The sequence below is a fragment of the Robertkochia flava genome, from assembly GCF_020166515.1.
Lineage (GTDB): Bacteria > Bacteroidota > Bacteroidia > Flavobacteriales > Flavobacteriaceae > Robertkochia > Robertkochia flava.
This window is the reverse complement of sequence record NZ_JAINZT010000004.1, coordinates 284,184-309,224: the sequence shown is the minus strand read 5'-3', so window position 1 is coordinate 309,224 and position 25,041 is coordinate 284,184. Positions and strand designations below refer to the sequence as shown.

At 42.2% G+C, this 25,041-nt stretch carries 24 protein-coding genes and 3 tRNA genes; 14 read left to right on the top strand and 13 right to left on the bottom strand.

Annotation, left to right across the window (positions count from 1 at the left end; translation table 11 throughout):
- Positions 1-369: 369 nt before the first annotated feature.
- Positions 370-1,353, bottom strand: coding sequence for an FKBP-type peptidyl-prolyl cis-trans isomerase (locus K7R11_RS06415; RefSeq protein WP_224489581.1), 984 nt, complete (start codon positions 1,351-1,353; stop codon positions 370-372).
- 75 nt (positions 1,354-1,428) lie between these two features.
- Here K7R11_RS06415 and K7R11_RS06410 point away from each other — a divergent pair, with 75 nt between their 5' ends.
- From K7R11_RS06410 to K7R11_RS06400, 3 genes are read left to right on the top strand one after another with little or no spacing between them, the layout of a single operon-like run.
- The gene (locus K7R11_RS06410; RefSeq protein WP_224489579.1) at positions 1,429-1,815 is read left to right on the top strand and encodes an RNA-binding S4 domain-containing protein; all 387 of its coding nucleotides are present in this window, start codon (positions 1,429-1,431) and stop codon (positions 1,813-1,815) included.
- Positions 1,806-2,393 carry a methyltransferase domain-containing protein gene (locus tag K7R11_RS06405; protein WP_224489577.1) on the top strand — a complete coding sequence of 196 codons (588 nt, stop codon included), beginning with the start codon at positions 1,806-1,808 and terminating at the stop codon, positions 2,391-2,393. The genes K7R11_RS06410 and K7R11_RS06405 overlap by 10 nt, the downstream gene beginning before the upstream one ends.
- Positions 2,390-2,893 (top strand): phosphoribosyltransferase family protein, encoded by a 504-nt coding sequence (locus K7R11_RS06400; protein WP_262899785.1) that lies wholly within the window; start codon positions 2,390-2,392, stop codon positions 2,891-2,893. Before K7R11_RS06405 ends, K7R11_RS06400 begins: the two co-directional genes overlap by 4 nt.
- Here K7R11_RS06400 and K7R11_RS06395 read toward each other — a convergent pair.
- Complete coding sequence (locus K7R11_RS06395; protein WP_224489575.1) at positions 2,886-3,395, bottom strand: shikimate kinase; 510 nt, start codon at positions 3,393-3,395, stop codon at positions 2,886-2,888. The two genes, K7R11_RS06400 and K7R11_RS06395, sit on opposite strands and share 8 nt — an antisense overlap.
- 154 nt (positions 3,396-3,549) lie before the next feature.
- Here K7R11_RS06395 and K7R11_RS06390 point away from each other — a divergent pair.
- The 7 genes from K7R11_RS06390 (at position 3,550) to K7R11_RS06360 (ending at position 8,293) form a co-directional block, all read left to right on the top strand.
- Positions 3,550-3,622: transfer RNA gene (locus tag K7R11_RS06390), tRNA-Lys, on the top strand.
- A 40-nt stretch (positions 3,623-3,662) separates the two neighbouring features.
- A tRNA-Lys gene (locus K7R11_RS06385) sits at positions 3,663-3,735 on the top strand.
- Between the two features lie 46 nt (positions 3,736-3,781).
- Positions 3,782-3,865, top strand: a tRNA-Leu gene (locus K7R11_RS06380).
- A 1,295-nt stretch (positions 3,866-5,160) separates the two neighbouring features.
- Complete coding sequence (locus tag K7R11_RS06375) at positions 5,161-5,694, top strand: STM3941 family protein (protein ID WP_224489573.1); 534 nt, start codon at positions 5,161-5,163, stop codon at positions 5,692-5,694.
- A gap of 160 nt (positions 5,695-5,854) precedes the next feature.
- On the top strand, positions 5,855-6,499 hold the full coding sequence (locus tag K7R11_RS06370; protein WP_224489571.1) for a hypothetical protein: 645 nt from the start codon (positions 5,855-5,857) through the stop codon (positions 6,497-6,499).
- Between the two features lie 135 nt (positions 6,500-6,634).
- Positions 6,635-7,363 carry a hypothetical protein gene (locus K7R11_RS06365; protein WP_224489569.1) on the top strand — a complete coding sequence of 243 codons (729 nt, stop codon included), beginning with the start codon at positions 6,635-6,637 and terminating at the stop codon, positions 7,361-7,363.
- A 177-nt stretch (positions 7,364-7,540) separates the two neighbouring features.
- Entirely contained in the window at positions 7,541-8,293 is a 753-nt protein-coding gene (locus K7R11_RS06360; RefSeq protein ID WP_224489567.1) for a DUF2971 domain-containing protein, read from the top strand.
- A gap of 180 nt (positions 8,294-8,473) precedes the next feature.
- On the opposite strand, the gene K7R11_RS06355 is transcribed toward K7R11_RS06360, so the two are convergent.
- The 7 genes from K7R11_RS06355 to K7R11_RS06325 form a co-directional block, all read right to left on the bottom strand.
- Positions 8,474-8,806: a hypothetical protein gene (locus K7R11_RS06355; protein ID WP_224489564.1), complete on the bottom strand. Its 333-nt coding sequence runs from the start codon at positions 8,804-8,806 to the stop codon at positions 8,474-8,476.
- A gap of 247 nt (positions 8,807-9,053) precedes the next feature.
- A complete protein-coding gene (locus K7R11_RS06350; RefSeq protein ID WP_224489563.1) occupies positions 9,054-9,848 on the bottom strand; it encodes a hypothetical protein in 795 nt (264 codons plus the stop codon).
- A 10-nt stretch (positions 9,849-9,858) separates the two neighbouring features.
- A complete protein-coding gene (locus K7R11_RS06345) occupies positions 9,859-10,149 on the bottom strand; it encodes a helix-turn-helix transcriptional regulator (RefSeq protein ID WP_224489562.1) in 291 nt (96 codons plus the stop codon).
- Positions 10,150-10,246: 97 nt separating this feature from the next.
- Positions 10,247-11,173, bottom strand: coding sequence for a hypothetical protein (locus K7R11_RS06340; protein ID WP_224489561.1), 927 nt, complete (start codon positions 11,171-11,173; stop codon positions 10,247-10,249).
- Positions 11,174-11,179: 6 nt separating this feature from the next.
- Positions 11,180-12,436, bottom strand: coding sequence for a tyrosine-type recombinase/integrase (locus tag K7R11_RS06335; protein ID WP_224489560.1), 1,257 nt, complete (start codon positions 12,434-12,436; stop codon positions 11,180-11,182).
- A gap of 1,198 nt (positions 12,437-13,634) precedes the next feature.
- A complete protein-coding gene (locus K7R11_RS06330) occupies positions 13,635-14,261 on the bottom strand; it encodes a hypothetical protein (RefSeq protein ID WP_224489559.1) in 627 nt (208 codons plus the stop codon).
- 95 nt (positions 14,262-14,356) lie between these two features.
- Positions 14,357-15,298, bottom strand: coding sequence for an NAD-dependent epimerase/dehydratase family protein (locus tag K7R11_RS06325; protein WP_224489557.1), 942 nt, complete (start codon positions 15,296-15,298; stop codon positions 14,357-14,359).
- A gap of 201 nt (positions 15,299-15,499) precedes the next feature.
- Here K7R11_RS06325 and K7R11_RS06320 point away from each other — a divergent pair, with 201 nt between their 5' ends.
- Genes K7R11_RS06320 through K7R11_RS06305 form a run of 4 tightly spaced genes read left to right on the top strand, consistent with a single transcriptional unit; the run spans position 15,500 to position 19,200 of the window.
- Positions 15,500-16,396: a MerR family transcriptional regulator gene (locus tag K7R11_RS06320; protein WP_224489556.1), complete on the top strand. Its 897-nt coding sequence runs from the start codon at positions 15,500-15,502 to the stop codon at positions 16,394-16,396.
- Positions 16,397-16,431: 35 nt separating this feature from the next.
- Entirely contained in the window at positions 16,432-17,892 is a 1,461-nt protein-coding gene (locus K7R11_RS06315; protein WP_224489555.1) for a phytoene desaturase family protein, read from the top strand.
- 3 nt (positions 17,893-17,895) lie between these two features.
- Positions 17,896-18,735 carry a phytoene/squalene synthase family protein gene (locus tag K7R11_RS06310; RefSeq protein ID WP_224489554.1) on the top strand — a complete coding sequence of 280 codons (840 nt, stop codon included), beginning with the start codon at positions 17,896-17,898 and terminating at the stop codon, positions 18,733-18,735.
- A 12-nt stretch (positions 18,736-18,747) separates the two neighbouring features.
- Complete coding sequence (locus K7R11_RS06305; protein WP_224489553.1) at positions 18,748-19,200, top strand: sterol desaturase family protein; 453 nt, start codon at positions 18,748-18,750, stop codon at positions 19,198-19,200.
- A 118-nt stretch (positions 19,201-19,318) separates the two neighbouring features.
- Here K7R11_RS06305 and K7R11_RS06300 read toward each other — a convergent pair whose 3' ends face one another.
- From K7R11_RS06300 to K7R11_RS06285, 4 genes are all read right to left on the bottom strand, one after another.
- The gene (locus tag K7R11_RS06300; RefSeq protein ID WP_224489552.1) at positions 19,319-19,882 is read right to left on the bottom strand and encodes a TlpA family protein disulfide reductase; all 564 of its coding nucleotides are present in this window, start codon (positions 19,880-19,882) and stop codon (positions 19,319-19,321) included.
- A 329-nt stretch (positions 19,883-20,211) separates the two neighbouring features.
- Positions 20,212-22,482, bottom strand: a complete 2,271-nt coding sequence (locus tag K7R11_RS06295; RefSeq protein WP_224489549.1) for an aconitate hydratase — start codon at positions 22,480-22,482, stop codon at positions 20,212-20,214.
- A 182-nt stretch (positions 22,483-22,664) separates the two neighbouring features.
- Positions 22,665-23,618: an AAA family ATPase gene (locus K7R11_RS06290; protein WP_224489547.1), complete on the bottom strand. Its 954-nt coding sequence runs from the start codon at positions 23,616-23,618 to the stop codon at positions 22,665-22,667.
- A 7-nt stretch (positions 23,619-23,625) separates the two neighbouring features.
- On the bottom strand, positions 23,626-25,041 hold the full coding sequence (locus K7R11_RS06285; RefSeq protein ID WP_224489545.1) for a peptidylprolyl isomerase: 1,416 nt from the start codon (positions 25,039-25,041) through the stop codon (positions 23,626-23,628).

Here is a 25,041-nt window from a genome sequence, read left to right as displayed (position 1 = left end):
TCCTCCTTCTTTATTTAAACAGCAATGTCAACATACAAAGAAAGAAGAACGGGAAGTAATCACTATTTTTAATAATGAAAATTTAAGTCAAAAACCGGTCAACACTATTTAGGGATGTTCAATGAATTATGAATGATGAATTGTGAATGTGGGTACGACACTGAAACAGGTTAACGACATATAAGGAAAAATGCTGATCAACACGAGTGGAGCAATAACAGACTTCAAATGCTCATTGCTACCAGGCTGGTTTAAGAGCACCCAATAGCACTTTCAAGAAGATCACCCTGAGCCCCTAATTCGCCACATATATCAGAACAAAAAAATCCCGGCCGGGCCGGGATTGATTATGTTATATAAAACACTCCTTTAGGAGTTACTGCCAACAGTTGGATAATCAGGATCCAGATAATCCGGAGTTCCATCATTGTTATAATCGTCCGGGATACCGTCTCCATTTTTGTCGTATTCGTATTCGGTAAGCACCCCGTCTCCATCGTCATCAGGATCTGCAAAATTCGCAAGCCCGTCTCCATCGGTATCGTCATTTCTCGGATCGCCATCCCCATCCACATCTTCCAAATGGGAAGGAACCCCATCAGGAATCGAAACGGCCTGGTTACCCTGTTGTCTCAGATCCTGGTCTACCTCCTCAAAGTTAAAGAGATCAATCTTAAATATTATCGGACTATAGGCCGGAATACCCGGACGGCTCACATTAAAATACCCGAGTCCGGAAGGCATGAAAACCGCTCCGATCCCGTAATCCTGGTTCCAGGTTATGGTACCGTCCGCATTTTCCACAAATCCTGTACCGGCTCCGAGTTCCGGAAACATCCGGTAAAACCCTTCCACGAAAGAACCGGCAGCCCGGATATTAAATCCATCAGAACTAACCCTTAGCGTCGAAGAAGAAAGCGGATTGTAGGACTGGTCAAAAATAGTTCCGTTCAGCAAACTTCCTTCGTATTCATATACGACAGCATGGCCCAGCATGGGCTTCTCACCCACCCCTTCTCTTACAATAAGCACATACAGGGTGTGGGGCACATCATCAAAATCATACTCCCTGGTCTCTACCTGATCGATGAGTGGGATAATGGTATCCCGATTCGCATCGGTAATAGTGTCAAATTTGATCTGGTAATCAAAATCTGCAGGCGGATTCTGGAATTCGTGATAATTATAATAGTGGGTTTGCAGGTACTGAACAATAGAATCATTATCCTCTACCCTCACCTCGTTCACATCACGTGGCGGTTCCTGTTGCGCACCACCATCATCATCGTTATTACAGGCTATAATAGATAGTCCGAGACAAAGGACAGGGATCAGTTTAGTAAATTTCATCATTTGGGCAATTTAAGTGCGCAAGATAGTATTTTCCTGTATTTTTGCTGAAGGCTTAACAAAAAATTTAACCCTGTTATGCGCATCGACAAGTTCCTCTGGAGCACCCGTTATTTCAAGACCAGAAACCAGGCCACCGAGGCCTGTAAAAAAGGTCACATCAGAGTAAATGATGCGGTGAGCAAACCTTCAAGAGACGTGTTCCCGGGCGATAAGCTTACCGTGAGAAAAAACCAGATCAATTACGAACTGGAGATCCTGGACCTGCCGCCCAGCCGCGTGGGTGCAAAGCTGGTAGACATCTACCGCAAAGACACCACTCCGAAAGAGGCCTTTGAGCATTCTGACCTGCTGAAATATTCCAGGGAATACTACCGTAAGAAAGGAACCGGCAGACCTACCAAAAAGGACCGCAGAGATATTGACGACTACAAGGACGAAGGAGAAGACACCTCATGGAACTAGACGCCGCATACTGGGAAAACCGCTACAAAAATGATCAGACGGGATGGGATATCGGATACCCTTCAGATCCCATCATATCCTATGTTAGCCAACTGGAGGACAGAAGTATCGACATTCTGATTCCGGGTGCAGGGAATGCCTGGGAAGCCTCCTGGCTCTATGAGAATGGCTATAAAAACATTACAGTCATCGACATTGCTGCCACGCCTCTTGAAAATTTCAAGGAACGCATGCCTGATTTTCCTGAGCATCAGCTCCTGCATGCGGACCTGTTTGAACACGGGAAGCGCTATGACCTGATCCTGGAGCAAACCTTCTTCTGCGCCCTGCTGCCGGAGCGAAGACGGGAATATGCTGCTAAAATGCAGCAATTGCTCAAGCCCGAAGGCAAACTCGCCGGGCTCCTGTTTGATTTCCCGAATACCGGATCGGGGCCACCTTTCGGAGGCAGTAAGGCGGAGTACGAACAACTCTTTAAACCTTTCTTTAAGATCCAAAAACTTGAGCCCTGTTATAATTCGATCAAACCGCGCCGGGGTAAGGAACTCTTTTTTATATTTGAAAAAAAACAGCCATGAAGGTGAACGGCAATAAAATACTCGACCATCAGGAGATCGCACACAAGATCAGGCGAATCGCCTACCAGATCTATGAAACCTTTAGCGACGAGGAAGAAATCGTGATCGCCGGAATCAAGGACAGCGGATTGTCTCTTGCTCACCGTTTGGTTGACTCCCTTAAGGAGATCTCAGAAATGAAGCCGGTGTTGTGTGAGGTAGACATGAACAAGGAAGACCTTCTGAGTCCCGTTACCACTTCCCTGTCGCCAGAAGCGTACAAAGGCAAAGCCCTTGTCCTGGTAGACGATGTTTTAAACTCAGGTGGTACCCTGATCTATGCCATCAAACACTTTCTGGACGTACCGCTTAAAAAATTCAAGACGGTGGTTTTGGTAGACCGCAATCATAAACGCTACCCCGTAAAGGCCGATTTCAAGGGTATTTCACTCTCTACTTCCCTACAGGAACACGTAAGGGTAGATCTCAATGGGAACGATGATGCCGTATACCTTAATTAAGGTCTTTTAATTTTTCCACAACAGCTGCAGCAGACAGGTCATCGACATCGATCCTCACAGGCGCCTGTAAGTAGAAGAAATTACGCTCAAAGAGGTGTTTGCGGATAAATTCCTCCAACTCCCCGTCCGGAATATCCCTGATCAACGGGCGGTTTGATTTCCCGGTCAATAAACGTCGTGTCAGGGTATCAATTTTTGCTTTGAGATATACCACATTTGACGTCGAACTTAACAGAAATTCCATATTATCTCCAAAACATGGGGTGCCCCCTCCAAGAGAAATTACTGCATCGGGTTTTGATTTGAGAAGCGCCTCAAGATAGAATCGCTCCTTTTTACGGAAATACACCTCCCCCATTTTGGCGAAGATCCTGGAGATTGTTTCCTGCTCTTTTTCCTCTATAAAATTGTCAAAATCAATAAATTGCATATTCAATTGCTCCGCCAGCATCTTGCCCACAGTTGACTTACCACACCCCATATAACCCAATAATACGATCATAGTTTTAATTTAAATAGTTCTAAATCATACCCTTAAAAAGGGTCCCTAAAAAAATGACAAATTTATATGAAAATCGTCTTGAAAAATAAATAATTGGTTATATATTTGCACCCGCCTACGAGATAGTAGGACGCTCTTAGAAAGCATTATTATTGACTCGATAGCTCAGTTGGTAGAGCACAACACTTTTAATGTTGGGGTCCTGGGTTCGAGCCCCAGTCGGGTCACTTTTTATTGGTTACAAAACAAGTTTTATTATTGCTTTGAGACTCGATAGCTCAGTTGGTAGAGCACAACACTTTTAATGTTGGGGTCCTGGGTTCGAGCCCCAGTCGGGTCACTAAAAGTTGAGCATTTGCTTAACTTTTTTCATTTAGTCTACATCAGCTCACGTGGTGGAATTGGTAGACACGCTATCTTGAGGGGGTAGTGTCCGTATGGACGTGGAAGTTCGAATCTTCTCGTGAGCACAAAAAGACCCTGTAAGCACTATGTTTACAGGGTTTGTTATTTTTAGGTGACAAATAAGGTGACAATTTTCGGTTGTATTCCGCCCTTCCTACTCTCATACTTGTTTAAATTTCACGCGCATCCCCAATTCAACAATCTATAATTTCTTACTTTTATTTCCAATAAACCCTATATTGGGTTCATATAAACCACAAAGCAGCTTATATAAACAAGTTGTACACAATTGAATGACAAAAAACTACATCAAATACACATTTAAAATCATTGGGTTAATAACTCTTATTTGCAGTTATTTAATTCTAATCTGGAATTACCGGAATAATGGATTTAGTAATGACATTACCGACTTATTTCAAATCGCATGGATCTTTGGTATTGTAAGCTTAATCACCAACTCTGTATATGCTATCCTAATTGATTTGGACCAAACAATATTCAGCATATTTGGGATTTGTGGTTTAGTATGGTTTTTTGGGTTTATTGATGTTAATACACTTTATGGTTTCCCTTCATTAATTATATATTTAGTCATTGGCATATATCTACATTTTAAAAAGGAAAACCCAACTGTGTACAACAAAGGTGTATAAGCCAGTGCTTGATTCCTACAGGTTTCGAAAATATTCCCTAGATTAGACAACGTTAAATAAAAATGAGCCTCCACTCTGCGGGCTCGAGCTCTGCCAAAAGGTAAAGGCCTACGCTCAGCTCGATCCCGCCACCCACACCGGCTCATACACTTACCGTTAGGCTCTATTTAAAACCTAATATCAAGATTGCAGAACAAATTTCTACATACAAAAGATACCGGACTAATGTTCTTTAAGCTTTCGGCCATGTCAATAGTAATTTACCTATTGTTTGTAATTACCGATGGTCTAACAGGTGGCGGAAGTTTACCCAGTTCAGTCCGAAACATGGCGTCAATTTTTGCATTGTCACCAATATTTTTGAGTTTTTTTGGATTGGTAATTAGTATTATTAACTCAATCAAAAGTAAAGTAACGGAGTCTTCAGGCTTTGCAGGTAATCTAATTATCCTATTTATGTATCTTTTTTTTATTATACTGCTTGTTATAACTTTAAATAATTCACCATTTTAAAATCAACTAAATGAATTGACAGAAATAAAAAACAGAGCCTAACATTGGCTATATCTCATGGCTAGGTTCCTACTCCAAAAAATAATAAATTCATGAACACAACCAGGCTTTCCATCTCCGTCGGGTCCAGCTTTAAAACTGCCCGCCACGAGCCATAGCCTTACCGTTGTGGTGCATTTAAAGGAAACTTAATGAAAGACAAAATCGAGATTCAATTAAATAAAACTAAAATCCTTCTACTTTTAATCGGAGCGGTAGCATTTGTAGTATTTGGAGTTTTATTCATTCTGAACCCTGAAAAATTCCAAAGTACTTTATTTAGAAATCCTGAATTTATAAGGATAGCTGGAATTGCCTCTGTCGCATTTTTCGGACTTTGTTCAATATTCATAGCAAAAAAGCTATTCGATAATAAGGTGGGACTGACAATCGACCAGAACGGAATAACTGACAACTCAAATGCGACAAGCATTGGACTTATAGAATGGGCTGACATAACGAATATTGGAACTGTTCAAGTACAATCAACTAAGATTTTGATGCTAGAAACAGATAAACCAGAAAAATACATTGAACGAGCTAAAAATGGATTAGCAAAACGAGCAATGAAAGCAAATCATAAAATGTATGGCTCTCCATTGTCTATTATTTCCAATTCACTCAAAATAAAATATGACGATTTGGAAAGACTGATTACGGAAGAATTTGAGAAAAGGAAAAAATAAAAAAACGACACCACAACACTGGCTATATCTCATGGCTAGGTTCTTACTCCAAAAAATAATAAATTCATGAAAGCAACCAGGCTTTCCATCTCCGTCGGAAACAGCATTAAAACCGCCCGCCACGAGCCATAGCCTGACCGTTACCTGCAAGCTTGAAACTATGCTACGTAAAATAACCCCATTTCTAATAATCGGAATTACCTTAATCATCTGGTCAATTTATGGTCTTATCACTGATGGAAAAGATTGGGGTGGAGTTGCAGCAATTGCCATTTTTGTTTTTGCGTTGATCGTTTTATTTATAGATGTTATTCTAAAAAGATTCATTAAGAAATACAACAAGACTCTCCTTATAGAACTAAGTATTGTTTTAATCCTGTTCCTAGCATATCAATACACATTTAACAGAACACAGACTTTGATTATTCCAGATGCATATGAAAAGGATTATGTTACCATTCTATATGGAGTCGAAGGAGCTGATAAAATTAACATCTCACCTTTAACCGTTAAGAAAGACATTATAATTCCTAGCAATGGAGTATTGATTACATTATCAAAAATTGATGAACACTTGCCGAAAACAAAAATGAGAACTAACTCCGGAGTATATTTCAACTCAGAAAATTCGAAAAAGCAGTTTGTGGAAATGGGGAAATCAAATGTTGAATTTACCGGAGCTTTATACAGTTTTCGGATCTTTAAAATTCAGGAAGAATTTTGTTGTTCCATAACAATTGAGGAAAAAGAGAAAATTCAAAATTCCTTGAAAACTGAATTAAAAAGAATAAAAGCCAGCAGGTAACACTGGCTATATCTCATGGCTAGGTTCCTACTCCAAAAAATAATAAATTCATGAACTCAACCAGGCTTTCCGTCTCCGTCGGACACAGCATTAAAAACGACCGCCACGAGCCATAGCCTGACCGTTAGCCAACATTTGAGAACACAATCATTTACATACAAACATTCAAAGCTTTTAGATCCGATTAATGCATTCGTATTTAACTACGCAATAGGGTTACTAATGATTGGATACATACATAAGTTTGATCTCGAGCATAAAACTCTTGGGGTTAATTTCATTGTATTTGCATTAATAGTAACAATAATGATTACCCTCCCATTATTAATTTTGACCTTAAATTACTTTCTGGTAAATAATAAAACTAGATTTAAAATCAACTATGAAACCCAAACCTTAACGATAAACCAAAATGGCAAAGTAAAATCATTTCAATTTGAAGACATTAATACAAGCGTCTATCATTTAGGTATTTATTATAAAAATTTTTCCGATGCCAAATACAATTTGGGTGCTAGACGATCCACTCCATGGTCAGATTTTGGTTATTGGTATATACAACTAAAAGACGGCTCTCAATATTACCTTTCTACTTTTGTCCATGACTTAATTTTTGAGTATCCAATCGTTAAGAACACCTTATACAAATACAGCTTAGTTCCCTTACTAATTCCAAGAAGAACAATAACAGGGAAACCGATGGTATGCAAATTGGATAAATCAAGGTACTATAATCTGTATGAACGATATTCAAACTATCCTACTCATAAACTGGAAGAAATAATAAAGAATCCCATGGAGTATCAAGAAATTGCAGTGAAAATAGCGAATGAATTGTATTCAAAAAAAACAAACGTTGGCTAACAATGGCTATAAGCCATGGCTTGGTTCTTACAAGTTTCGACTATTTACCTATATTTAAAATCCTAACTAAAATGAACCTGGTAACACAGTGGCTCGAGCCCGGCCAGAGGTAATGGCCCACGCGCGGCTCGATCCACAAATCAGAACACTTCATAGCTTCACCGTATTATCATTTTTATGAACGAAGAAATAAATTTAACTGGCCCTCCTTATATATTCCGGTATCGCCAGAATACGGAAAGAACTTTAGATGAGATCGCAAATAACTATATCTTTTTTCCTGATAGGGACTCATTAAATGATCCTTTTGATTCAAGCCATGATTTAGTTTACCTAACCCGTAATCCTGATGCCACCAAAATTTTGCACCAATTAGTCTCCGAAAGGATATCGGAACCAACCTTAAAAAAACAATTTGACACAAAATTTAATCTTGACATGCTACAAGAGCTTGCTCATGAAAAAATAAAAGAATTTATTCTTGAGTTTGGCATTGCATGCTTTTCTAAGCATTATATGAATTTGCCTTTATGGGCAAGTTATGCCAATAATAACCAAGGAGTATGTATACAATTTGACAGTAGTGCCGATAAAGATTTTTTCTCTGTGTTAGGGCCCGTGCATTATGAGGAAGAATTGGATTCCCTAGAATTTTCGCCATTAACCAACATCTCGGATATGGGTAAAATATTTTTCAGAAAAGGTAAAGCCTGGGAATATGAAAAGGAGGTAAGACTTGTAAAAGATACTACAGGTAAATTAAAATTTAATAAAAAAGCATTAAGAAATATAATTATGGGGTACCACTCTGAGCCAGATTTTATTCATCAAATAATAGAAACAGTCAGAGATAATTATGAGCACGTTGGAGTATATAAAATGGAGCTTCCCACACAATTAGGCAAAATAACACTTACGAAAAGATATTAAGCCCATACCAACAATATCTACAAGTCTCTACCTTCCTTAAAATTTCGAACAAACACTCCGACTAATTTCCACCAAAAAAACTTGGGTTATTCTGGGTTTAACAAAATTTACAATTAAACCGTAATCACCTGAATACAAGTGCTATACGTGAAAGCCGTGGCTTTTTTTGGGTTTTCCTATTTAGTCATCCTCAAAAAGCTTCTTCTTCAATTCCGCAATTCTGGCATTAATCTCCGGCAGGGAAAGTGACCCCAAATCTTCGACTATATGCTGATTGGTGGTATCAATGCGTTGCAGTTTGGGAACAATAAAATCTGAAAATTTCACAATGATCTCCAGGGCTCTTTCCGGATTCTTCTTTGCCACTTCTTCGAGCCAGCGATCCAGGTCCGGTATTTTTGATGCTATGAGGTTTTTAAAGGCTTCCCGCACCTCATCGGTAGTTTTATTAGGTACACCCTTACGGGAGGATTTGGCGCCGGCCGCCTTGGCTGTTTTACTTGTAAAAGGCATAATTATTGGTTTAAATGATTGATAGTTAATTTTAAAATTGAAAAAATTTTCTTCTGGGAATGGCACTTGATCCAAATCTGAAAATTTTGGGGGTAGGGGGGTCTTTTTGATTGTTACATCACCTTACTTTAACATGATCGCTCCCTTCAGAAGTTCCGGTCTTTTGCTTTTTTAAGGTTTTTTTCTTTTTTTTATTATTCATACAGTTATGTAATACTGTTATACTATACTATTATAGATGTAGATTTTATGTGATTTCTTTGTTACCGTGGCGCCTCGAGTTTAGCCATTTTATTGCCTCGTCGTTAGCCTCAATTTTGCGTAACTTTCTCTGTTTCCTTTTTTCATTGGCAGCGCGGTGATTCTTCAGTATAATTAAAATTAATTCCTTCAGACTAATACTAATACCAACATAAAACCCGCTTATTCTGATCTTCTTTCTTTCTCCTGTTTCTGTAACATCCTCTATTGCTCCTGGGATTACTAAATGCCAATTGTCCCTTAAGTACTCTTGGATTCTTCTTTTGTAATGTCTTGTTGCATACTTTTTTATTACCGGGTGCCATTGATCAAAACTCACTGTCCGCCGCTCTCCTGACATTCTACTGAACAAATATGACCATGTAATTTTCTTGTATTTATTTTTCTGAAGGATACTTCTTATTCCTAAGAACGCCACAAAACAGATCTGTTCAAATTCACTATGATATGAAAGCATTCCTGCAACCGTTTCACGCTTTACACTGATCATCGGGCCATTTGAGCTATAACTCAGAAAAAGGTTGCGTGCCTCCAACAATTCCGCCTCAGGGCTACTTATCTTACACCCAAGTAATTTGCTAAGTTCCTCATTAAACTCTGATGCATTAACTATTCTAAGGGCGCCAGCGCTGCTATATAGCTTATAATAACAGCTGAAGTATACTATTCGGCGGATACCCAACTTAATGTCAGTAAAGTATCCTTTTAATAATTCGACCGGGAAGTAATAATAATCCCATTTCAGACCTAAACTTGCATTCCGGTTCTGCACACCACCCATTTTCTGAATATTACAGATCGCGTTTGTACTTCAATGATTTCACCTCCTTTAAGGCCTTGTCAAGGTCAGACTGTTTTATGAAAATGCGCCGGGCCCCGATCCTGACGGCTGGCAGGCAACCCTTTTTAATGTAGTTGCGGACAGTTAATTGAGTTACACCTAACCGTTTGGCCGCCTCTTGAATGGAAAGGAGCGTTTCAGGAGCCTTTAAATGCTCCTGGAGCTTCTGCTCAAGTAATACTTCAAAAGATTCCAGGAGTTCTTCTTTTGTTACTTCCTCTACATGTATGATACGGTTCATATGATAAAAATTATTATTTATCATCTAAAGTATAAGGGAGCATGAGAAGTTTTCTCTACTATATCTATAGGTGTAAAATATAGAAGAATTAGAATTGTTATCTTATATTAAACGAAAGCAAATTACTGATATACCTACCAAATTTTTCATCCTTCACGTCCCCGCCAATTGTATTGCCCTTGTAGTCTCTGTAATAATTACCAAAGGAGTGTACATTAATTTCTACATCAAAAAAAGTAGAGGCAAGTTGTGAAATTTTTAACCGGGAAGCGGAGTTTAATATGCCACGATCAATCAAATGTATAATAAAGATACATGTCTGCTGTATATCAGAAAGGCCTTCTCCAGGAATGGTGACTTTATATGCGCCGGTTGTTTGTTTTACCAACCCATTATTTTCAATTAATCGACCAATTACCTCTTCAAACTTCTGTTTAGAGCAGAAAAGATCTGAAAAGTGGGTAGCTTCCTTTATTACCGGCGAGTTCACACGTGAAGAATTTTTCATTTTAGGGAAGGCAGTGATAATACAATCATAGATATTTTGAACCTTTTGAAGCACCTGTTCCATGGTTAAATATTCTATCGGCTGGTTTTGAAAGAATTTACTTTGATCCTCCTCCGAATCAAAATCTTTATAATAGGGGCGATGATTATACAACTCGAAGCAACGACATTGCTCCTTTTGATTTAAAACCCGGGTTCCGCCTACCCGGTTTATAACAATAACTTTATCCTCAGTAAGTGGGAGTTCCCGGACCGCAATCGAGAGGTCAAAAACATTATTGTTCCATTTATCAATGATTCTTTCACATTTGATTCTAAGGTCAGAAATGAAATTTAAGTTAGATATGGTGTTAGTTGTAAGATAATGCTCGAGCTCCTCATAATCCAAAAACTTACCAAGCCTACCTTTAAAAAAGATCAGGTCCGTACGCATTCCGGATTCCATATCCAAATCAAGATAATTTTCGATCAGTAAGAGTTGGGCCCTCACTTTATTAACTGGGGACTTTACATTCATAGAGGATTAGGCTTTTCTTAGTTTAGGTAACTCCATTGAACCAAAGACCTTTTCTATGGCTGCTGCCCTGGCCTTATCGTCAACTTTATGGTAAATATTAAAAGTCTTGTAGTCTTTATGTCCGGTCATTTCCATTATGGTCTTATCCGGTACTCCCTTGTTTCTCATTATAGTTGCGAACGTCCGACGGGCCGTATGGGTTGAGATTCGGTTATGGAAAAAATCAACCTTTGTTTCCTTCTCTGTGTTCTTTACCCTACTGTATTCCACCTCATGATTGTATTCTGCTTCTTCCAAAAAGTCTTTTATATATTCGTTCTGTTTCTGGTTTGAGATCACCGGAAGTTTATAGTCATATTTCTTTAATATGTAGAGACATATAGGCGAGAGTGGAATTTTCCGTTCCGGTTTATCCGTGTTCTTATCTTCCTTAATCTCCAACTGGCGCCCCTTCACAACCCGTTTATTCACCAACCTAAGCTCACTATACCTAAGCCCGGTTAGACATTGAAATACAAACAAGTCCTTTGCGTGCTCTAATTTCTTAGTCTTGCAATTGAATTGAAAAATCTCCTCCACCTGTTCCAGGGTAAGCACCTCCTGTTTGGTTTCCACAATCTTTGGCCGTTCGAAATCTAAGAATGCCTGGTTGTAGGTATATCGACTTTTCACCGCCCAATGCATGAAGGTTACAAGATAGCCAACATTTCTTGAGAAGGTATTTGAAGCATGGTTGAGGTCACTATAACAGTAATCCGTAAACTCCGCATAAAATCGTTTGTTAATCGTGCTAAAGGTGATGTTGTATCCACGTACCGCCATGAATCCTTTAAGTATATTCCTGACATTCTTATAGCGCTTCTCTGTAGCAGATTTCCATTGCTTAAGCATGCGTTTCTCAACCATGAACTCTTCGTAGGCCATAAAAAACAAATCCTTCTTTGTGGGTGCTTTTTTGAAAGTTTCATTGAAATGTTCTTTTAGAGTCTTTGAAGTGATTATTTCCCTGGTAGATTTGCATTGATACAATTTTTCCTCGAAGGCATCAGAATACCTCCCCAATTGATTTTTTATAGTTATTGCATTGGAATCCTTTTTCGATCCTTTTAGCTTTGGTCTATTCTCATCAAAACTCCAGTGATCGGGAGCAATCTTTTCACCGGTAGAATACACGAACTTCTTTCCCTCCTCTTTGAAGTAGCAAGAAAAATAAATCAGAGACTTATCTGCATGCTTATTTTTTAAGTAAAATGTATGAGTCATGATAAATAAATTACCTCTTTAATTTCAAAGGCTACAGTAAGGTGACAAAATAGGTGACAATTTTTTTAGCCTCTATTATAATTTACCCTTATAACTAAGGTAAGCAATCCATTGTAAAACAGGGCATTTACAAAGATGGAGTTATAAACAATATTAATGGTTATTAACAAGTTCGAATCTTCTCGTGAGCACAAAATCCCGGTTACCGTAAGGTAATCGGGATTTTTTTGTTTAGAACCGTCACCAGCTCGCTGGTGTAAGGGGATGAATAAAAAAATTCGGCAGGCTGCGGGAGCAGCCCCGGGATTTTGGGTACAGCCACCCTGCTGATCACCGAGCGAAGCGAGGTAATCTTTTTTCTGGTGACGAGTGACGAGTGACGCGTGATGATGAGTGACAGTAACTAGGTACAGAGGTAAGTAGGTACGAGGTAAGGAATTATAGATTATAAATTATAAATGGTTGAATCGCTATAAGCTTAGCAACTTTACATTTTCACTGTTTTACTCCTTTGCCAATTCACCTACTCACCTATTCACCTACTCACCTACTCACCTATTCACCTATCCGCCTATTCACCTATTCACCTATTAGCTCACCTGCTTTAATTACGAGCCCCGGGGCGAAGCAGTCTGTTAGTTGTGTTACGGGTTACGGAGGTACGAGTCTGCCTGCCGTACCGCCAGGTAGGCAGGGGTACGGAGGTACGAGGTAAGGAATTATAGATTATAGATGATAAATTATAAATGATTGAATCGCTATAAGCTTAGCAATTTTACATTTTTACTATTTTACTCCTTTTGCCAATTCACCTACTCACCTATTCACCTATTCACCTACTCACCTACTCACCTATTCACCTATTCACCTATTTACCTATTCACCTATTCACCTATTAGCTCACCTGCTTTAATTGCGAGCCCCGGGGCGAAGCAGTCTGTTAGTTGTGTTACGGGTTACGGAGGTACGAGTCTGCCTGCCGTACCGCCAGGTAGGCAGGGGTACGGAGGTACGAGGTAGGGAATTGTAGATTATTGATGATAAATTATAGATGATTGAATCGCTATAAGCTTAGCAATTTTACATTTTTACTATTTTACTCCTTCACTCCTTCACTCCTTCACTCCTTCGCTCCTTTACAATTTCAACCCTTCGCCATTCACATTCTTTCCTTTTACGGATCAAGATCGTAGTATTTCTAGAACGAATAGGTCATTGCCGGGAGGCTGGATTTCATATCTCCAAAGACCACCTCTGCATTCCCGCTGGGTGCGTCATAAGGTGCCGGCGGGAGTACGGTAGGGTTACCCGGGTATCCATCCCCGGTATTCACCAGGGCCTTCCACTGGCCACCACTGCGCACCATAAGCACCTTCCAGTTATTTTCCAGCCGCTGCTCGACAAAGATCGGAGGCCTGGTTACCGTAAACCTGGTGATCAGGGAAAGGTCGTTATCAAGAGCCAGGAGGGTACACCCTCCGCTTCCGCAGAAATAAGGAGAAAGAAAACGAATCAGCACCTCCCCGGACGCATCCGTATCCAGATTCACCTTATAGAATTGATAGCGGCGATCAAACTCCGTCATTACTTCAAGATCTTCCCGGAACAGCTCCCGAAGCTTTTCCGATATACGACCTGCAAGCACCGTATCGCTCGTTGCGGGGTCATACCTGCTAACATCCGGTTCTGTGTCCACCGCATCCCCGGTCTTCTCAGACACCTCCTGCCCTGCTCCCGCATGATCCTTTCTACTGTCTTCACGGCAGGAAAAAAGAAAAAGAAACATCAACAACACCAGGGGTAAACTACTGAAAATCCGATTCATACGCATAGGTATAAAAGTACTGAATACCACGACCAGAATCAAAAAAAGGAGGTCAAAACTGACCTCCCTTGCTATCAAGTACTTTTTAAACCCTGTTATTTTTCCACTACAAGATTTTCCAGAATATCCTTCGTCATGGCATCCAGATCAAATTCAGGCTTCCAGTTCCAATCTTCACGGGCCACACTATCATCTATACTGTCTGGCCAGCTGGCCGCTATATTTTGCCTGAAATCCGGCGAATAGGCAATTTTAAAATCAGGATGAAATTTTTTAATACTGTTGTATATCTCCTCCGGAGTAAAGCTCAGGGCTCCCACATTATAAGATGACCGTACAGAAATACTTTCTGCAGGAGCTTCCATGAGGTCTATGGTGGCCTTGATCGCATCGGGCATATACATCATCGGCAGATGGGTATCTGCCTTCAGAAAACAATTAAAGGTCTCGCCTTTTAAGGCCGAATGATAGATCTCAACGGCATAATCGGTGGTTCCACCTCCCGGAGCAGCCTTATAGCTGATCAGTCCGGGATACCTTAAACTTCTCACATCCACCCCGTAAATCTTATTGTAATACTCACACCAGCGCTCTCCGGCAAGCTTGGAGATGCCGTAAACCGTTGTGGGATCCATCACGCAGTATTGAGGGGTATCTACAGCCCTGGTATGAGGCCCAAAAACAGCAATAGACGAAGGCCAATATATCTTGTTAAGATTTTTTTCCCTTGCCAGTTCCAGAACATTCAACAAACTCTTCATGTTCAGGTCCCAGGTAAACAACGGATTCTTCTCTCCGGCAGCCGATAAGATCGCAGCGAGATGATACACCTGGGTCACCTCATGCTTGTCGATCAGGGCAGCCATTTTGTCCTTATCAAGAACATTTAATACCTCAAAAGTACAATCAAACCTGCTTGCTGCCTTTTCATTAATATCCGATGCAATGATCGCTGATGTTCCGTAACGCCCGGCCAGTGCTTCGGTTAATTCGGTACCGAGCTGTCCGCCAGCTCCGGTAACTAAAATCTTCTCCATGCTGTTCAAAAAATTTAGTCGAATACTTCTACTTCAAAAACTGGCGCAAATATCCTCATTTTTTTGCAATTAAAAGAAGGGGGTTCGGCAGGAAAGCTAAGGAAAACTGCAGAATCGAATTTTTTGTGAGAAATTTATATTTTCCTTTTCTTGATTTAATGCCCAATTTTGCTATTTTTGTTTAAAGTTTCGAATAAATTGATGAACAACGTAAAAGTTAATTTCAGTATTAAGGACCTTGAAAACCTTTCAGGGATCAAGGCACACACGATTCGTATTTGGGAGAAACGCTATAACCTGTTAAGTCCGAACCGAACAGATACGAACATTCGCTACTACTCCCTGAAAAGCCTTCAAAAGCTACTGAACATTACTCTACTTTATAACAACGGGTACAAGATCTCCAAGATAGCAGAAATTCCTGAAGAAAATCTACCCATTATCGTCCGGGAGATCGTCTCGGAAAACAGCATTAAGAACAAAGCGATCAACGCCTTTAAACTGGCAATGATCAATTTTGACCAGACCCTCTTTCTCAACACCTACAACAGTCTCCTGGGAGACCGGTCTTTTCGGGAAATTTTCCACGAAGTTTTTTTACCCTTGCTGAACGAACTCGGGCTGCTTTGGCAGACAGAAACTATTTCTCCGGCCCACGAACATTTTGTAACTGCGCTGATCAAGCAAAAGATCCTGCTGAACATTGAAAAGTTACAAATGTCTGAGCCTACAAAAACAGACCGAACCTTTGTGTTATTCCTGCCCGACAATGAAATCCACGAGATCGGGTTGTTATACCTCAACTACGAGATCGTTCTAAGAGGGTACAGGGCTATTTATCTCGGACAAACCATACCCCTGGAAAGCCTGACCGATATTCAGCGCTACTACGATAATTTAACATATCTTTCCTATTTCACCGTTGCTCCCCCAGCCGAAGAAATCGAAAAGTATATCTCCAGCTACCATAAACTGGTAAACAAGGACCAGAACAGTGAATTGTGGATTCTGGGGCAACAGGTCAAAGAGAGTTTCTCTGACCCCAAGCACGGCGTCCAGTCTTTCCAATCCATAGAAGAGGTTATAGACGCTCTTTAACCTTCCCCACACCTCCCTCACCAACCCACTTAAGCATGAATAAGAAAATTATTATTATAGGATCCGGTTTTTCTTCTTTAGCCGCGTCATGTTATCTTGCAAAAGAAGGACATGAGGTTCATATATATGAGAAAAACAATCAAATCGGGGGACGCGCCCGTCAATTGCAGAGAGACGGATTCACCTTCGACATCGGTCCCACCTGGTACTGGATGCCTGACGTTTTCGAACGCTTCTTCGCAGACTTCAATAAAAAACCCTCCGATTATTACCACCTGATCAAACTAAATCCTGCCTACAACGTATACTTTGGAGAAAGCGACTACATCTCCATAGCAGATTCCCTGGAGCGCATCTGCGAGGCCTTCGAGGCCGAAGAAAAAGGGAGCGCCAAAAAACTGCGGTCATTCATTGGCAAGGCAGAAGAAAACTACGATATCGCTATCAAAGACCTGGTGTACAATCCCGGGGTTTCCCCTCTGGAACTGGTCACTCCTAAAACTGTGACGAAGCTGGGAGCTTTTTTCAGCAATATTAAAAGGGACGTCAGAAAGGAGTTTAAAAATAAACGACTGGTACAGATCCTCGAATTCCCGGTACTTTTTCTGGGCGCCAAGCCCTCAGACACCCCTGCCTTTTACAATTTTATGAACTATGCCGATTTTGGCCTTGGCACCTGGCATCCTGAAAACGGGATGTACAGTGTTATTGAAGGCATCGCAGCCCTGGCAAGGGAACTTGGTGTGCATATCCACACCAATGCCGCTGCAGAAAAGATCTTAGTGGAAAAGGGTACTGCTAATGGAATCGAGGTTAATGGCACTGTTATTAATGCCGATATCGTATTAAGCGGCGCAGATTACCACCATTCTGAAAGCCTGTTGGAAGAAAAAGACCGCGCCTACAGTGAAAAGTACTGGAAGACCCGGACCTTTGCTCCGTCTTCCCTCCTGTTTTATGTGGGTTTCGACAAAAAACTGGAGCATGTAGCCCATCACACCTTGTTTTTTGACGTGGATTTTGAAGAGCATGCCCAGGCCATATACGATGATCCCAGATGGCCGGAAGAACCTTTGTTCTATGCCAGCTTTCCTTCAAAAACAGACGCCAGTGCCGCTCCGGAAGGGAAAGAAGCCGGGATTTTCCTGATTCCCCTTGCTCCGGGACTGGAAGATACGCCCCAAATGCGGGAGCGATATTTCGACATTATCATGACCCGGTTTGAACGCATTACAAATCAACGTGTTAAAAATAATGTTATATTTAAAGAGAGCTTCTGTGTTAATGATTTTACAGAACAATACAATTCCTATAAAGGAAATGCTTACGGAATGGCCAATACGCTATTGCAAACGGCCTTTCTGAGACCTAAGCTGAAAAGTAAAAAAGTGAACAACCTTTACTTTACAGGACAATTAACCGTTCCCGGACCGGGGGTACCTCCCTCTTTAATTTCGGGAAAACTTGTAGCCCAACTAATACAAAAACACCTTTAAGTAATGAAAGCTATTTTTGATCATGTTTCCTACAGCTGCAGCAAGCTGGTCACCACCTCTTACAGCACCTCCTTTTCGCTGGCTGTAAAGATGCTTGCTCCATCCATCAGGAAGGACATCTATAATATTTACGGATTCGTCCGTTTCGCAGATGAGATCGTAGACAGTTTCCACGATTATAAAAAGGAGGAGCTTTTCGATCGTTTTGAAAGCGATCTGGAACACGCTTTAGAGAACAGGATCAGTTTAAACCCGATCCTGAATTCCTTTCAGCATACGGTTCACAAATACGATATCGACAAGGCGCTCATCGACGCCTTTATGAAAAGCATGCGCCTTGACCTGTCCAAGAAAATTTACCGGACAGAAGAGGAATACAGGGAATACATTTACGGTTCTGCCGATGTGGTAGGCCTGATGTGCCTGCAGGTATTCGTTAAGGCCGATAAAGAGCAATACCATCAACTTAAAGACGCCGCCATGGCTTTGGGTTCTGCTTTCCAAAAGGTGAATTTCCTGCGCGATCTGAAAGCCGACTATGACGAACTGGATCGTACCTACTTCCCCAATACAAATTTTGATCAGCTCGACGAGGAGAGCAAGACCCGAATTGTAAGGGAAATAGAGGAAGATTTCAGGAAAGGGTTCGAGGGTATTTCTGCCCTGCCTGTAGAAGCAAAGTTTGGAGTTTATACCGCTTATAAATATTACATCAAACTCCTTCAAAAGCTAAAAAGCACACCTCCCCTGGAAATCAAGAATCGCAGAATACGCGTCCCCAACTACCAGAAGTTTGGATTGTTGGCACGCTCTTATGTAAATTACCGGTTAAACATTTTATAAAACATATCCGCTATGCAAGTTTTACTCTGGATCTTAATATTTCTGGCCACCTTCTTTTTTATGGAGTTTATGGCGTGGTTTACCCATAAATACATCATGCACGGTTTTCTATGGGTACTTCATAAAGACCACCATAAGAAAGACCACGACTCCTGGTTTGAACGCAACGATGCATTTTTCATTTTCTATGCTGTAGTAAGTATGGGATTCTTTCTTCTAGGGGCCAGGACCGACTTCTGGTATGGCTGGCCGATAGGATTTGGTATCATGGCCTATGGTGCAGCCTATTTCCTGGTGCACGACATTTTTATTCATCAAAGATTTAAGATGTTCAGAAATGCCAACAACTGGTACTCCAGGGGCATCCGAAGGGCTCATAAAATGCACCACAAGCACATTGGGAAAGGAGACGGAGAATGTTTCGGAATGTTACTCCCTCCACTGAAATACTTTAAAAGAAAATAATCCGTTTTAAGGGCGAAAGCAGTCTTAAAACCTTCTATAAAAAAGGTCACAGCGCTCAATGCACTGTGACCTTTTTTATAAATCCCACAGTGTGAAGGACTGTAAAATCCCTCCGAATCTAAGATCCGGTCAACGCTTCCAACAGGTCCCTCACCTTTGCCGAGTTCCAGTCGGCCACTCCTACCTTAGACACCCGAATACCCCCTTCGCGGTCAATAATATAGGTAGCCGGAATACTCTGAGAGTATAACTGCTCCGGTATTTTGCTCAGCGGATGGTATACCGGAATATCATACCCTCTTTTCACGAGAAAGTCCCTGAGCTTCTGATGCTCTTCCTGGCTTACGAACAGGAAATGTACCCGATCGCCATAGTCGCTGTATAACTCCTGAAACGACGGCATTTCCGCTATACATGGCGGACACCAGGTGGCCCAGAAATTAATAACGACAACCTGCCCCTTCAGGTCCCCGAAATACGCCCGTTCTCCATTCATATCCTCAAGGATCCATTCGTAATCATCCAGGATCTCCCGTTCATCGGCCGACTCCACAGCAGGAGAAAAAGCCACCAGTCTGTGAATAAATACCTTTACCGGGGTTCCCAAAGGGGTAAAGAACAACACCCCGAAAACCACGAGAAATATCAGATTATAAAGCTTCTTTTTATCAAGTTTAACCATAAGGTAAAAATGTATTTCCGTTTCCGCGAAAATACACTTTTTCCAACAGCCACTATGTAACTCATATTACCAACTCCCGGTCAGGAAGCATTCCGGGTTATGGTCATGGAATTCAAAAGATCAAAACACCCTTCCAGTTCCTCAGCATTTGCTCCTGCCCCTGCCCCCAAAAGGCCATCTTCATTCCCTCAAATACCAGATCGTATTTATCCTGAGTCTTTTTCTTGGTTGGATACTAATGCATAGGTTGGGCTTAGCCATGGTATCTTACAAAAAAAGCTCCCCGTTCGGGGAGCTTTTTTTATTGTAATGAAGCAACAGATCGCAAATTATGCATTCTGTCTTTTGATCAGGTTCAGTGCAGATCCCGCTTTAAACCAGGCAATCTGTCCATCGTTATAAGAATGGTTTACCTTAATGGCATCCTTACTTCCGTCTGCATGAACGATCTCCAGGGTAAGCGGAGTATCAGGCGCGAAAGACTCCAGGTCGATAAAGTTAAAGGTATCGTCTTCCTGGATCTTATCGTAATCATTTTCATTAGCAAAGGTAAGCGCGAGCATTCCCTGTTTCTTCAGGTTGGTCTCGTGAATCCTGGCGAATGACTTCACCAGTACGGCTCTTACACCAAGGTGACGTGGCTGCATGGCAGCGTGCTCCCTTGACGATCCCTCCCCGTAATTATGGTCTCCCACAACGATGGTTGGAATATCCTTAGCCTTGTATTCCCTTTGCGTATCCGGCACTCCACCGTATTCTCCGGTAAGCTGATTTTTTACCAGGTTGGTCTTTCCGTTAAATGCGTTTACAGCACCGATAAGGGTATTATTAGCAATGTTATCCAGGTGACCACGGAACCTCAGCCATGGACCTGCCATGGAAATGTGGTCGGTGGTACATTTTCCTTCTGCCTTGATAAGCAGTTTGGCTCCGGTAATATTCTTACCATCCCATGGCTTGAACGGCGCCAGAAGCTGGAGTCGTTCTGAATCATCAGCAACCACAACCGATACATCGCTTCCATCTTCTGCAGGAGCAACATAACCGGCGTCTTCCACTGCAAAGCCTTCCGGCGGCAATTCGTAACCTCTTGGCTCGTCCAGTTTCACTTCTTCCCCATCTTCGTTGATCAGAGTGTCTGTAACCGGGTTAAAATCCAGTCGGCCGGCAATGGCAATGGCAGTAACCAACTCAGGCGATCCCACAAAGGCCAGGGTATTCGGGTTTCCGTCTGCACGCTTGGCAAAGTTACGGTTAAAGGAGTGTACGATAGTATTTCTTTCCTGATCGGCAGCGTTCCCGCCGTAACGATCCCACATCCCGATACAGGGTCCGCAGGCGTTAGCGAAAACCGTAGCCCCAATATTGTTAAAGGTATCGATAAACCCGTCTCTCTCGATGGTATAGCGCACCTGCTCAGACCCCGGAGTAATGGTAAAGTTCGATTTTGTTTTTAGTTTTTTATCTGCTACCTGCTTGGCAAGGGAGGCAGCTCTGGAAATATCCTCATAAGAAGAGTTTGTACAGGAACCGATCAGACCGTACTCTACTTTAAGTGGCCAGTCATTCTCCTTGGCAGCCTCTCCCATCTTGGAGATCGGCGTGGCCAGGTCCGGAGTAAATGGTCCGTTTAGATGTGGCTCCAGCTCATCCAGGTTGATCTCGATCACCTGATCGAAATACTGTTCCGGGTTGGCATATACTTCAGGGTCGGCAGTCAGGTATTCTTTCACCTCATTTGCAGCATCTGCCACATCTGCTCTTCCTGTTGAACGCAGGTAACGATCCATAGACTCGTCATATCCGAAGGTGGAAGTCGTAGCTCCTACTTCAGCTCCCATGTTACAAATGGTACCTTTCCCGGTACAAGACATCGAAGTTGCTCCTTCTCCGAAATATTCCACGATAGCTCCGGTACCACCTTTTACAGTTAGGATACCTGCCACCTTAAGGATCACGTCTTTAGGCGCAGTCCATCCGGAAAGCTTCCCGGTAAGTTTAACCCCGATAAGTTTCGGAAACTTCAGCTCCCAGGGCATTCCGGCCATCACATCCACGGCGTCAGCACCACCTACCCCGATGGCAACCATCCCGAGTCCTCCGGCATTCACCGTATGCGAATCGGTTCCGATCATCATTCCTCCGGGAAACGCATAATTTTCAAGAACTACCTGGTGAATGATCCCTGCTCCGGGCTTCCAGAATCCGATCCCATATTTATTGGAAACAGACTCGAGGAAATCAAACACCTCATTACTGGTTTCATTGGCGCGTTTTAAATCGGCTTCTGCTCCTGTTTTTGCCTGGATAAGGTGGTCGCAGTGTACGGTAGTGGGTACTGCCACTTTAGGCTTTCCTGCGTGCATGAACTGCAACAGGGCCATTTGCGCAGTAGCATCCTGGCAGGCAATCCTGTCCGGAGAAAACTCTACATAATCCTTCCCTCTTGTATACACTTTATCAGGATTCCCATCCCAAAGGTGTGAGTACAATATTTTTTCTGACAAGGTCAACGGCTTCCCGGTAAGAGCACGTGCTTTATCAACACGCTCCGGCATGGAAGCATATACCTTTTTAATCATATCAATATCAAAAGCCATAAATTGATTTTTATAAAATTCAAAAGTGTTGCGAAATTACAAAAAACAGAAGGATTTTTAAAGGATTTGAGAAAACATTAAACACTCTTCAAGATTCTTATAAGAATGCTTCCGATAATTTAAAAGTTATCAATTTAGAAGAGCACGAAGTAACAAATTCCTAAAAATCGAGGGGATCGCAATCACAAAAGAGAAGCGATGATTTGCTCTACAGAGATGCCTTCAGCATCAGCCTTGTAGTTTTTCAATACCCGATGCCTGAGAATACCAAGGGCCACCTGTTTGACCTCTTCGATATCGGGAGCGTATTTTCCTTTAATCAATGCCATAGCCTTGGCGGCAAGAATAAGGTTTTGAGAAGCTCTGGGTCCGGCTCCCCAGTCCACATAATTTCGCACCACTTCCGGAGCTTTTTCCGAATTCGGACGGGTTTTCCCCACCAGGTTCACGGCGTATTCCACCACGTTATCAGGCACCGGGATACGGCGCACCAGATGCTGGATCTCGACGATCTCCTCTGCACTGAAAAGGGCATTTACCCGATATTGCTTATCGGCAGTAGTGGCCTTAACCACCTCCACCTCTTCCTCGTATGAGGGGTAATCCAGCTCAATAGCGAACATGAAGCGATCTAACTGGGCTTCGGGCAAAGGATAGGTACCTTCCTGTTCGATCGGGTTTTGAGTAGCCAGCACGAAGTAGGGAAGATCCAGGGTGTAGTGCCTTCCTGCTACGGTTACCGCGCGTTCCTGCATGGCTTCCAGCAGGGCCGATTGTGTTTTGGGTGGGGTACGGTTGATCTCGTCTGCCAGGATGATATTGGCGAATACCGGTCCTTTTATGAACTGGAACTGCCGGTCACGGTCAAGAATTTCACTTCCGAGAATATCACTGGGCATTAGGTCCGGGGTAAACTGAATTCTTTTGAATTCAAGCCCCAGGGCCTTGGCAATGGTGTTTACCATAAGTGTTTTTGCCAACCCGGGCACTCCAATCAACAAGGCATGTCCTCCGGAATAAATCGCCAACAGAATCTCATCGATCACCTTTTCCTGCCCGATAATTACACGGGCGATCTCCTTTTTTAAAGCTTGGTGTTTTTCAACGAGATGCTTAGCAGCGACTACATCAGACATAGGGAATTTACTTTTTCAACCAGTTATTGCTAAAGTCACAAGCCTGGTACGATGGACTTACGCTAATATACGTATCTTTTATCTTTTCGTCCATCCATTCCTTTATTTGATTTAACTGCTTTTCTTTCAGGGCCAATTCCTTGATTTTTACATAATCCTGGATGTAATCGGCCTGGTGCGCCTTAAACCGTTTGTTTACTTTGATGATCTTATAATAAGAACCTCCGTTGTCAGTCTCCCCGAGAATAGGTCTGGAAATGGTATTGCCTTCCAGCGGACTTACCTGGCTGTACAGCACGGGATCCATTTTGGTGAGTTCGAAGCGTGTACTCATATCTTTAGGATTTCTGAGCACCCCACCGTCAAATTTGGTCTCTTTCTGGTCTGAAAAATTTCTTGCTGCTTCTTCAAAAGTAAATTCCCCGTCAATGATCTTCTGACGGATCTCCTCCAGTTCTTCCCTGGCCTCCTGAAGATCGTCATCAGACACCTCCGGCATCAACAGGATATGCCTTACATCGCGCTCCTGCCCCCTCACCTTCTCCAGGTAAATAATGTGGTATCCGAACTGGGTCTTAAAGGGATCAGAGATCGCTCCCTGCTTAAGCGAAAAGGCCACATCCTTGAACTCCTGTACAAAAGGAGAACTCTTCTTAATGGAATATACCCCACCATTTTGAACCTTGCCCGGATCTTCCGAGTACAGGGTCTGCTTGATGGCAAAACTGCTTCCGTTCTCTTCCACATCCCTTTTAATACTCTTTAACCTGTCGATCACCTTCTGCACTTCTTCTTCAGAAGGCTCCGGCTGCTTAATGATCTGTGCTATTTCCACTTCGTCCCCGAAATAAGGACGGTCTTCTGAAGGAAGGCCATCGTACCACTCCCGAACTTCTTCAGGGGTGATCTCAACCTCTTCTACCACCTTACCCTGCATCCGCATCGAAAGCTGGGCATTTTTAATGATTTCAAAAAGTTCATCGCGAAGGTCCTTTTCCGAATCCTTATTGTAGAACTTCAGTACCTTCTCCATACTTCCCAGCTGTCCCGAAAGCTGCGACACCTGGTTATCCACATAAGAGTTCACCTCAGAATCGGCCACCACCACACTATCCTGAATGGCCTGGTGGGTATAGAGCTTATTTTCCATCTGGTTCCCCAGTACTTCGCAACGGGCAATACTCTTTACATCCACCCCCTGAAGCTCCATATCGATATACTGCTTATCAATATCCGATTCAAGGATCACAAAATCCCCTACTACGGCGGCCACTCCGTCTATCTTCTTGCGTTCCTTAACCACCCTGGTAGTATCAGAAGATACAGCTACTTCAGTAAACTCTGCCTGAGCAAGAGAATCCTGGGAAAATCCAAAAGTATTCATACATATGACCAGACCGGCAGCAATACAAAATTTCTTCAT

What these genes read in the sequence shown, in the direction of transcription:
- K7R11_RS06405 (WP_224489577.1), top strand. Translation starts at nt 1,806, where the DNA reads ATGGAACTAGACGCCGCATACTGGGAAAACCGCTACAAAAATGATCAG.
- K7R11_RS06375 (WP_224489573.1), top strand. Translation starts at nt 5,161, where the DNA reads ATGAAAGACAAAATCGAGATTCAATTAAATAAAACTAAAATCCTTCTA.
- K7R11_RS06340 (WP_224489561.1), bottom strand. Translation starts at nt 11,173, where the DNA reads ATGAATGTAAAGTCCCCAGTTAATAAAGTGAGGGCCCAACTCTTACTG.
- K7R11_RS06400 (WP_262899785.1), top strand. Translation starts at nt 2,390, where the DNA reads ATGAAGGTGAACGGCAATAAAATACTCGACCATCAGGAGATCGCACAC.
- K7R11_RS06410 (WP_224489579.1), top strand. Translation starts at nt 1,429, where the DNA reads ATGCGCATCGACAAGTTCCTCTGGAGCACCCGTTATTTCAAGACCAGA.
- K7R11_RS06360 (WP_224489567.1), top strand. Translation starts at nt 7,541, where the DNA reads ATGAACGAAGAAATAAATTTAACTGGCCCTCCTTATATATTCCGGTAT.
- K7R11_RS06295 (WP_224489549.1), bottom strand. Translation starts at nt 22,482, where the DNA reads ATGGCTTTTGATATTGATATGATTAAAAAGGTATATGCTTCCATGCCG.
- K7R11_RS06305 (WP_224489553.1), top strand. Translation starts at nt 18,748, where the DNA reads ATGCAAGTTTTACTCTGGATCTTAATATTTCTGGCCACCTTCTTTTTT.
- K7R11_RS06300 (WP_224489552.1), bottom strand. Translation starts at nt 19,882, where the DNA reads ATGGTTAAACTTGATAAAAAGAAGCTTTATAATCTGATATTTCTCGTG.
- K7R11_RS06315 (WP_224489555.1), top strand. Translation starts at nt 16,432, where the DNA reads ATGAATAAGAAAATTATTATTATAGGATCCGGTTTTTCTTCTTTAGCC.
- K7R11_RS06330 (WP_224489559.1), bottom strand. Translation starts at nt 14,261, where the DNA reads ATGAATCGGATTTTCAGTAGTTTACCCCTGGTGTTGTTGATGTTTCTT.
- K7R11_RS06325 (WP_224489557.1), bottom strand. Translation starts at nt 15,298, where the DNA reads ATGGAGAAGATTTTAGTTACCGGAGCTGGCGGACAGCTCGGTACCGAA.
- K7R11_RS06335 (WP_224489560.1), bottom strand. Translation starts at nt 12,436, where the DNA reads ATGACTCATACATTTTACTTAAAAAATAAGCATGCAGATAAGTCTCTG.
- K7R11_RS06395 (WP_224489575.1), bottom strand. Translation starts at nt 3,395, where the DNA reads ATGATCGTATTATTGGGTTATATGGGGTGTGGTAAGTCAACTGTGGGC.
- K7R11_RS06355 (WP_224489564.1), bottom strand. Translation starts at nt 8,806, where the DNA reads ATGCCTTTTACAAGTAAAACAGCCAAGGCGGCCGGCGCCAAATCCTCC.
- K7R11_RS06285 (WP_224489545.1), bottom strand. Translation starts at nt 25,041, where the DNA reads ATGAAGAAATTTTGTATTGCTGCCGGTCTGGTCATATGTATGAATACT.
- K7R11_RS06310 (WP_224489554.1), top strand. Translation starts at nt 17,896, where the DNA reads ATGAAAGCTATTTTTGATCATGTTTCCTACAGCTGCAGCAAGCTGGTC.
- K7R11_RS06415 (WP_224489581.1), bottom strand. Translation starts at nt 1,353, where the DNA reads ATGATGAAATTTACTAAACTGATCCCTGTCCTTTGTCTCGGACTATCT.
- K7R11_RS06370 (WP_224489571.1), top strand. Translation starts at nt 5,855, where the DNA reads ATGCTACGTAAAATAACCCCATTTCTAATAATCGGAATTACCTTAATC.
- K7R11_RS06345 (WP_224489562.1), bottom strand. Translation starts at nt 10,149, where the DNA reads ATGAACCGTATCATACATGTAGAGGAAGTAACAAAAGAAGAACTCCTG.
- K7R11_RS06290 (WP_224489547.1), bottom strand. Translation starts at nt 23,618, where the DNA reads ATGTCTGATGTAGTCGCTGCTAAGCATCTCGTTGAAAAACACCAAGCT.
- K7R11_RS06350 (WP_224489563.1), bottom strand. Translation starts at nt 9,848, where the DNA reads ATGGGTGGTGTGCAGAACCGGAATGCAAGTTTAGGTCTGAAATGGGAT.
- K7R11_RS06320 (WP_224489556.1), top strand. Translation starts at nt 15,500, where the DNA reads ATGAACAACGTAAAAGTTAATTTCAGTATTAAGGACCTTGAAAACCTT.